We start from the raw sequence: 873 nt of genomic DNA, 5'->3' as shown, positions 1-873 counted from the left end.
ATTTCCTCGGCGGCGGTGTACAGGGTGCCGGGTAGTTTCGGGTGGGGTTCGGTGGTTTTGGCGAACAGGACGATGTTGGCGCCGTCGCGGGCGGCGCGCACCCCGATGGCCTTGCCAATGCCGCGGCTGGCGCCGGTGATGAACAGGGTTTTCCCTTTTAGTGATGGTGTGCTCATGCTGCTCTCTCCCGAGCCTGTATCCAGATAAAGAAGGAACCTAGCAAGCGCTTGGTTTGTTGGCAAGTAAACGTGAGTTACTTGTCAGCACCGCGTGGTGACGCTATGGTTGCCTATTCGGTCATTTGGGGCCAGTGCAGCGTAATCGGAATGCAGTCATGACAATTCTAAAAATGGACCCTACGGAGTACTCCGTATCAGCAGAATATCTGGCGTTGTTGCTGGATGTGTTGTCCCGACGCGGTGTGGCCACGGAAACGTTGCTGGCAGACACCCGTATTGAGCCCGGTTGCTGGCGTGATCCCCAGGCGCGCATCACCGCCCAGGATTTTGAAGTGGTGGCGACACGGGCTATGGCGTTATCCGGTGAGCCCTGGCTGGGCTGGGAGCTGGGTGCGTCCATGACTCTGTCGTCCCATGGTTTTCTTGGCTATGCGGCCATGAGCAGTGCCACTCTGGGAGAGGCGCTGGAGCTGGCGGTGAAATATTTCCGTACCCGCAGCACCCTGGTGCAGCTGGAAACCTTTACCGATGGCGACATGGCCGTGATGCAGATCAACGAGCTGTTGGCATTGGGTGATTTGGCACCGCTGATCATGGAAAGCCTGTTTTCCAGCTTCCATTTCATGGGTGAAAAACTGGTGCCCGGGCTGGATGTGATTGGTGAGTTGCGTTTTTCCTACCCGGAACCCGATTA

The 873-nt window shown here is 57.3% G+C and carries 2 protein-coding genes; one reads left to right on the top strand and one right to left on the bottom strand.

Annotated elements, in window-relative coordinates:
* A partial coding sequence (locus tag A3730_RS24335; protein WP_156501333.1) for an SDR family NAD(P)-dependent oxidoreductase occupies nt 1-176 on the bottom strand: 176 nt, incomplete at its 3' end.
* A gap of 158 nt (nt 177-334) precedes the next feature.
* Here A3730_RS24335 and A3730_RS24330 point away from each other — a divergent pair.
* Nucleotides 335-873: AraC family transcriptional regulator ligand-binding domain-containing protein (locus A3730_RS24330; RefSeq protein WP_197477611.1), on the top strand; the 539-nt coding region annotated here is incomplete at its 3' end.

The organism is Alcanivorax sp. HI0044, assembly GCF_001634945.1.
The sequence above is the reverse complement of the archived record's forward strand: the minus strand, read 5'-3'. Positions and strand labels throughout refer to the sequence as shown.